The 5,648-nt window shown below is 66.3% G+C and carries 6 protein-coding genes; 4 read left to right on the plus strand and 2 right to left on the minus strand.

The annotated features are described in order from the left end of the window. Window positions 1-180 precede the first annotated feature (180 nt). Window positions 181-1,710: a 3-hydroxyacyl-CoA dehydrogenase gene (locus tag FFS27_RS27580; RefSeq protein WP_023095830.1), complete on the minus strand. Its 1,530-nt coding sequence runs from the start codon at window positions 1,708-1,710 to the stop codon at window positions 181-183. 3 nt (window positions 1,711-1,713) lie between these two features. Beyond that, complete coding sequence (locus FFS27_RS27585) at window positions 1,714-2,499, minus strand: enoyl-CoA hydratase (RefSeq protein WP_003087516.1); 786 nt, start codon at window positions 2,497-2,499, stop codon at window positions 1,714-1,716. Between the two features lie 241 nt (window positions 2,500-2,740). On the opposite strand from FFS27_RS27585, the gene FFS27_RS27590 reads away from it, so the two are divergent. From FFS27_RS27590 to FFS27_RS27605, 4 genes are all read left to right on the plus strand, one after another. Then, window positions 2,741-3,607: an IclR family transcriptional regulator gene (locus FFS27_RS27590; RefSeq protein WP_003097851.1), complete on the plus strand. Its 867-nt coding sequence runs from the start codon at window positions 2,741-2,743 to the stop codon at window positions 3,605-3,607. Between the two features lie 54 nt (window positions 3,608-3,661). Further along, complete coding sequence (locus FFS27_RS27595; protein WP_003109952.1) at window positions 3,662-4,816, plus strand: acyl-CoA dehydrogenase family protein; 1,155 nt, start codon at window positions 3,662-3,664, stop codon at window positions 4,814-4,816. Window positions 4,817-5,003: 187 nt separating this feature from the next. Beyond that, entirely contained in the window at window positions 5,004-5,093 is a 90-nt protein-coding gene (locus FFS27_RS27600; protein ID WP_003097848.1) for a K(+)-transporting ATPase subunit F, read from the plus strand. A 10-nt stretch (window positions 5,094-5,103) separates the two neighbouring features. Continuing rightward, window positions 5,104-5,648: potassium-transporting ATPase subunit KdpA (locus FFS27_RS27605; protein ID WP_171019242.1), on the plus strand; the 545-nt coding region annotated here is incomplete at its 3' end.

A 5,648-nucleotide genomic window follows, 5' to 3' on the forward strand; every position in this document is an offset into this window, starting at 1 on the left:
CCAGGGCGATGTCCACCAGGGAGCGCTTGAGGGGAATGGTCACGGAAGAAACATCCAATCATCGGATGAATTTGCGCGCAGGATACCTCGGCAGCTGCAAGCCCGGAAAGCGTCGCTCGGGGAAAAAGCGTTGGCCTGGCGGCGAGACGCATGGCGCTGCGCCGCCAGGTCGCCGATGCGTCAGCCTACGGCGGCGGTTTCGCCGGCGCGCAGGGACATGCCCAGTTGCGCTCGTCGGCGCAGCCAGGGACTGGGCCGGTAGCGCGGGTCACCGGTAAGCGCCTGCAGGCGCTGGAGAATGCTCAGCAGGCGCCGCGGGCCGAGGCGGTCGCCCCATTCCAGCGGGCCGTGGGGATAGCCGAGGCCGAGGTGCACCGCCTGGTCGATATCCTCGACGCTGGCAATGCTCTGCTGGGCGATGTCGCAGGCGAGGTTGACGATCATCGCCAGTACCCGCTGGACGACGAAGCCGGGACTGTCGCGCAGCACCGTGACCCCGACGCCGTCGCCAGCCAGTAGCGCGTGGGCGGCGTCGCGCATGGCCGGGGTAGTCAGCGGCGAGAGCATCAGGCAGCGCCGGCGCTCGAGGTCGCAGAGCAGGTCGATGCCGACGCTGCGCTCGGCGGGACAGGCGAAGCGCTGCACGGCGCTGCTCAGGTCCTCGCCCCAGGCGGCCAGCAGGCAGAGCGCTGCGGCGGAAGGGCGTTCGCCGGTTTCCGGCTCGACGCCGAGGCGATGCAGCAGTTCGGCGAGCGTGCGGCGGTCGTCCTCGTTTTCGCAGCCCAGCCACACCGGGGGGCGGGCGGCGGCCTGCGGCACCGGTTGCGGACCGGGCTTGTCCTGCGGCTGGCCGTCGACGTAGCGATAGAAGCCCTGGCCGCTCTTGCGCCCGAGACGGCCGGCGGCGAGCAACTGGCGGGTCAGCGGGTGCGGGCGGTAGCGCGGTTCCTGGTAGTACTGCTGGTAGATCGATTCCATCACCGGGTGCGACACGTCGAGGCCGGTAAGATCGAGCAGTTCGAACGGCCCCATGCGGAAGCCGGCGCACTCGCGCAGCACACGGTCGATCTCGGCGCATTCGGCGACGCCTTCGCCGAGGATGCGCAGGGCCTCGGTGCCATAGGCGCGGCCGGCATGGTTGACGATGAAGCCGGGGCTGTCCTTGGTCCGTACGCCGCGGTGGCCCAGGCGCGCGGCGAGGGCGAGCAGGGCGTCGCCGACTTCCGGAGCGCTGGCCAGGCCGTCGACCACCTCGACCACGCGCATCAGCGGCACCGGGTTGAAGAAGTGAAAGCCGGCGACCCGCTGCGGCCGCTCGCAGGCGGCGGCGATGGCGGTGATCGACAGCGACGAGGTATTGCTGGCGAGGATGGTCTCTGGCGCGACTATGGCTTCCAGCCGGCGCAGCAATTCCTGCTTGGCCTCCAGGCGCTCGACGATGGCCTCCACCACCAGTTCGCAGTCGCCCAGTTGTTCCAGGCGTTCCGCCACCCGCAGCCGGTTTTGCGCGGCCTCGGCGTCGGCGGCGCTCAGCTTGCCTTTGCCGCATAGACTCTCGAAGGTCTGCCGCAGGCGCTGGCGTGCCTCGGCGGCGGCCTCGGCGCGGCTGTCGAACAGCCACACGGTCAGGCCGGCCTGGGCGGCGATCTGGGCGATCCCGGTGCCCATCGCACCGGTACCGACCACGGCGATACAACGAATATCGGGCATCGTCTATTTCCCCTGGTAGTTCGGCGGGCGTTTCTCCAGGAAGGCGTGCATGCCTTCCTTCTGGTCCTGCGAGTCGAACAGCAACTGGAACGCCTTGCGTTCCAGGGCCAGGGCACTGTCCAGCGGCAGGTCGGCACCGGCCAGGACCACCTCCTTGATCTGCGCCAGCGCCAGAGGGGGCAGGCGGGCGATCTCCGTGGCCAGTTCCAGGGCGCGCGCCAGCGTCGACTCGTCCGCCACCACTTCGCTGACCAGGCCCATGGCCAGCGCTTGCGGAGCCTTCACCAGGCAGCCGGTGAACAGCATGCGCAGCGCCTGGAACTTGCCCACCGCCCGTACCAGGCGCTGGGTGCCGCCGGCACCCGGCATCACCCCGACCTTGATCTCCGGCTGGGCGAACTGTGCCGACTCGCCGGCGACGATCAGGTCGCAGTGCATCGCCAGTTCGCAGCCGCCGCCCAGGGCGAAGCCGTTGACCGCGGCGATCACCGGCTTCGGGCAGCGCGCGATGGCTTCCCAGTAGCGCTCGCTGTGGCGGCCGTACAGGCCGATCGCCGTGCTCGTCGAGAGATCGCGGAGATCGGCGCCAGCTGCAAAGCAGCGCGAGTCGCCGGTGAGCACGATGACGCGGATCGCCGGATCCGCGCCGAGCGTCTGGAAGTGGCTGGCGAGGCGCTGGCGCACTTCGTCGTTCAGCGCGTTCCTGGCTTGCGGACGATTGAGGCGAAGCAGGGCGATATCGGCTGCGGGAAATTCGAGCAGGACCACGGGCGAAGGATCGGCAGACATGGAAGCTCCGATGAATTGATATTTCGCTATGCGAAATAGAGTTTCATGATTTATCGAAAATAATCAGCGCCAGCCGTGGCGTTGTAAATACTCGCCTCGGATTTCGGACGATCTACTTATACAATTTACTGTTTTAAAAGGTTTTTATTTTCGTTGTTGAAAGTGCATGGGTTCTTCTATTAGTTTCGCTATGCGAAATATGATTTTGTTTTATTGATTTTTTGAAAAAGAGGTCCCTACTATGCGCGGCAACGACGAGCGTCGGAGTCCGGCGGAAGGTGCCAGTACGGAAGCGGAAGTGTCCGCCTTCGAAGCTGTGCTGATCGACCCGATGCAGGAGAAAGACGAGGAACTCAAGGACCGCCAGTTCGTCACCGCGCTGGCCCGCGGGTTGGAATTGCTGCGCTGTTTCACACCACGGGAAAGCCTGCTGGGCAACCAGGAACTGGCGAAGAAGACCGGCCTGCCGAAGCCGACGGTGTCGCGTCTGACCCACACCCTGACCCGGCTGGGCTATCTGCGTCACCTGCCGCATAGCGGCAAGTACCAGTTGGAAGTGGGCGTGATGTCGTTCGGCTACGCGATGCTCTCGAACCTGTCGATTCGCGCGCTCGCCCGCCCGTTGATGGAAGAGATGGCCGGCTACGCCAAGGCCGCGGTGGCCATGGCGGCCCGCGACCGGCTGAGCATGGTCTACCTCGACGTGGTGCATGGCGAGGCCAACCTGACCATGCGTCGCCAGGTCGGCAGCCACCTCTCGCTGCACCGCAGCGCGATCGGCCGGGCCTGCCTGGCGGCGATGCCGGAGGACGAGCGGGAGTTCATCCTCGGGCACATCCGCAAGCGCCACCCGGAAGACTGGCCGGAAGTGCGCAAGGGGCTGGAGCGGGCCTTCCGCGACTATGCCGACTACGGCTTCTGCCTGTCGCTCGGCGAGTGGCAACGCGACGTCAACGCGGTGGGCGTGGCCTTGCACCACGAGAGTCATGGGCTGCTGGCGTTCAACTGCGGCGGGCCGAGTTTCCACCTCAAGCGCGAGAAACTGGAGGACGACATCGGCCCGCGCCTGCTGCACATGGTCCACAACATCGAGGCCGCCACCCGCTGACCGAGGCCGGTGACGGAATCATGGCAACCGGCCTAAGGGCCTATTGGAGTGAGCATGATTCGTGATCCGGAAACCCTGAACCTGCTGCTGGACAGCATCCGCCAGTTCGTCCGCGAAAGCCTGGTGCCTCATGAGCAGGAAGTGGCGGAAACCGACCGCATCCCCGAGGCGATCATCGCCCGCATGCGCGAGATGGGCCTGTTCGGCCTGTCGATCCCGGAGGCCTACGGCGGCCTCGGGGTGACCATGGAGGAAGAGGTGAGCATCGCCTTCGAACTGGGGCGGACCTCGCCGGCATTCCGTTCGCTGCTGGGCACCAACAATGGCATCGGCTCCCAGGGCATCGTCATCGACGGCACCGAAGAACAGAAGCGGCGCTACCTGCCGCGCCTGGCGTCGGGCGAACTGCTCAGTTCGTTCTGCCTCACCGAACCGGACTCCGGTTCCGACGCCGCCTCGCTGAAGACCACGGCGGTGCGTGACGGCCAGCACTACGTGCTCAACGGTACCAAGCGCTTCATCACCAACGCCCCGCAGGCCGGCATCTACACCGTGATGGCGCGCACCGACCCGGCGATCCGTGGCGCCGGCGGAATCTCCGCTTTCGTCGTCGAGCGCGGTACGCCCGGGCTGTCCCTGGGCAAGCCGGATCGCAAGATGGGACAGAAGGGTGCGCATACCTGTGACGTGATCTTCGACGACTGCCGGGTGCCTGCCAGCCAGTTGATCGGCGGGGTCGAGGGCGTCGGCTTCAAGACCGCGATGAAGGTGCTCGACAAGGGCCGCCTGCACATCGCCGCGGTCTGCGTGGGGGTCGCCGAGCGGATGCTCGAGGATGCGTTGCGCTATGCCCTGGAACGCAAGCAGTTCGGCCAGCCGATCGCCGAGTTCCAGTTGATCCAGGCAATGCTCGCCGACAGCAAGGCCGAAGCCTACGCGGCGCGCTGCATGGTCATCGACGCCGCGCGGCAGCGCGACGAAGGCCGCGATGTCGGTACCGAGGCTTCCTGCGCCAAGCTGTTCGCCTCGGAAATGTGCGGCCGCGTCGCCGACCGCGCGGTGCAGATCTTCGGTGGCGCCGGCTATATCGGCGACTACGGGATCGAGCGCTTCTATCGCGACGTGCGACTGTTCCGCATCTACGAGGGGACCACGCAGATCCAGCAACTGCTGATCGCCCGCAACATGATCCGCGCCGCCCAGGGCTAGCGTCGATCCTTCGCCTTGTCACCGGCCGTGGCGCAGTCCCCGGCCGGTTGCTCTCCCAGGCGCTGTCCGCGCCACTCTTTACGCTTTCTTTATGCCGTCCGGCGCGGCCCGGAATCGCTTCTTTACGCCCCCTTTGCGGAGACTTTCCCTCAAGCGGCAGAGGCCGTTCGAAGGAGAGATCGCACACATGACCGTTCTGGATTGGTTGTCCCTGGCCCTGGCCACGGGACTGTTCGTCTATTTGCTGGTGGCGCTGCTACGCGCCGACCGTGCCTAGGGGAGGGCACATGAACAGCCACGAGATTCTCTTGATCCTGGCCTTTTTCGCCCTGGTCCTGGTGCCTGCACCGTTCCTCGGGCGCTACTGCTTCAAGGTGATGGAAGGCCAACGCAATCTCCTCAGCGCGCCGCTGGCGCCACTGGAGCGCGTCTGCTATCGCCTGTTCGGCGTCGATCCGGCGAGCGAGCAGGACTGGAAGACCTACACCCTGGCGCTGCTGGCATTCAACCTGGCCGGCCTGGTCCTGCTGTTCTCGATCCTCATGCTGCAGGGCAGCCTGCCGCTGAACCCGCAGCACCTGCCGGGTCTGGAATGGACCCTGGCGTTCAACACCGCGGTCAGTTTCGTCACCAACACCAACTGGCAGGCCTACAGCGGCGAGGCCTCGCTGAGCTACTTCAGCCAGATGGTCGGCCTTACGGTGCAGAACTTCGTCAGCGCGGCGGTCGGCCTCTGCGTGCTGGTGGCCCTGGCGCGCGGCATCAGCCGCCGCTCCACACGACAGCTGGGCAACTTCTGGGTCGACCTGACCCGCGGCACCCTCTACGTGCT

Source organism: Pseudomonas sp. 2VD, from assembly GCF_005503585.1.
GTDB lineage: Bacteria > Pseudomonadota > Gammaproteobacteria > Pseudomonadales > Pseudomonadaceae > Pseudomonas > Pseudomonas aeruginosa.

Bases quoted from the DNA above. Each gene is read 5' to 3' on its own strand.
- FFS27_RS27590 (WP_003097851.1), top strand. From the start codon at position 2,741: ATGCGCGGCAACGACGAGCGTCGGAGTCCGGCGGAAGGTGCCAGTACG.
- FFS27_RS27595 (WP_003109952.1), top strand. From the start codon at position 3,662: ATGATTCGTGATCCGGAAACCCTGAACCTGCTGCTGGACAGCATCCGC.
- FFS27_RS27580 (WP_023095830.1), bottom strand. From the start codon at position 1,710: ATGCCCGATATTCGTTGTATCGCCGTGGTCGGTACCGGTGCGATGGGC.
- FFS27_RS27600 (WP_003097848.1), top strand. From the start codon at position 5,004: ATGACCGTTCTGGATTGGTTGTCCCTGGCCCTGGCCACGGGACTGTTC.
- FFS27_RS27585 (WP_003087516.1), bottom strand. From the start codon at position 2,499: ATGTCTGCCGATCCTTCGCCCGTGGTCCTGCTCGAATTTCCCGCAGCC.